General features: G+C 28.2%; 1 protein-coding gene. It reads left to right on the forward strand.

What is annotated here, in order from left to right:
• Nucleotides 1–24 precede the first annotated feature (24 nt).
• On the forward strand, nt 25–768 hold the full coding sequence (locus BA195_RS12450) for a hypothetical protein (RefSeq protein ID WP_068705972.1): 744 nt from the start codon (nt 25–27) through the stop codon (nt 766–768).
• The last annotated feature ends 122 nt before the right edge of the window (nt 769–890 follow it).

Below are 890 nucleotides of genomic sequence, written 5' to 3' on the forward strand. Positions count from 1 at the left end.
ACGTTACCTACCATATAACCACAAATGAAAATTACTGTTTTAACAATAGGCTTTTTATTATTAACCAACTTCTCTTTCTCTCAAATTAAGAAAAAGGAATTGAATGGAATATGGAGAACAAATAGCGAAATATTTTTTAAAACCGACACAATTAAATTTTATAGAAATATCAAAAATTGTTATCAAACAAAATGGTGGATTGAAAAAAGAGATTTTACGACAAACGAAGTAAATATTTGTACTGAACCACCTCGGATAAGTGGAATTGTTGGAAAAGAAAAAATTAAATTAAGAAAAAGAGATTTTGGACAAATCATTGAATATTACCAAAATGGAAATCTAACTAACAAATTCCGAATTATTGAATTGAATAAAAAAGATGAGCCAGAACTCAAACTTATGAATTTTGACAAACTATCGGAACAAAAGCTTTATAAATATGTAGATTCTTTAGTTTTTAAAGTGTTGAATTACAATCCTGAAAAAACAGAGAATAACTCGAAAGAAATAAAAATATCTGATTCTAATCAACACGCTAAAGTTACAATCAGGTATGATAATCCAGAGCCTTTAATTGTTGTCAACGGATATCCTTTAACAGACAGAGAATTATTGAAAGAATTATTATTGGTAGAAACTAACACAATTAAATATTTGACAAAAGAACAATCAGCAAGTATTTATGGTTCGAGAGCAATAAATGGAGTTATACTTTTATTGACATCTGAAAAACGATTTAAGAAAATATGGAAAAAATACGGTAGGTAACACCGTATATAATTTATTGCTAGTTCTAGCCTACTTACGAAAATCCTCGCGGATTTTCTATTCGGTTTTTATTTGCTACATTACGTGCTTAACAACGCAACAAACCATATACAAATACGTTG

The sequence above is a fragment of the Tenacibaculum soleae genome (assembly GCF_001693415.1).
GTDB classification, from domain to species: domain Bacteria; phylum Bacteroidota; class Bacteroidia; order Flavobacteriales; family Flavobacteriaceae; genus Polaribacter; species Polaribacter soleae.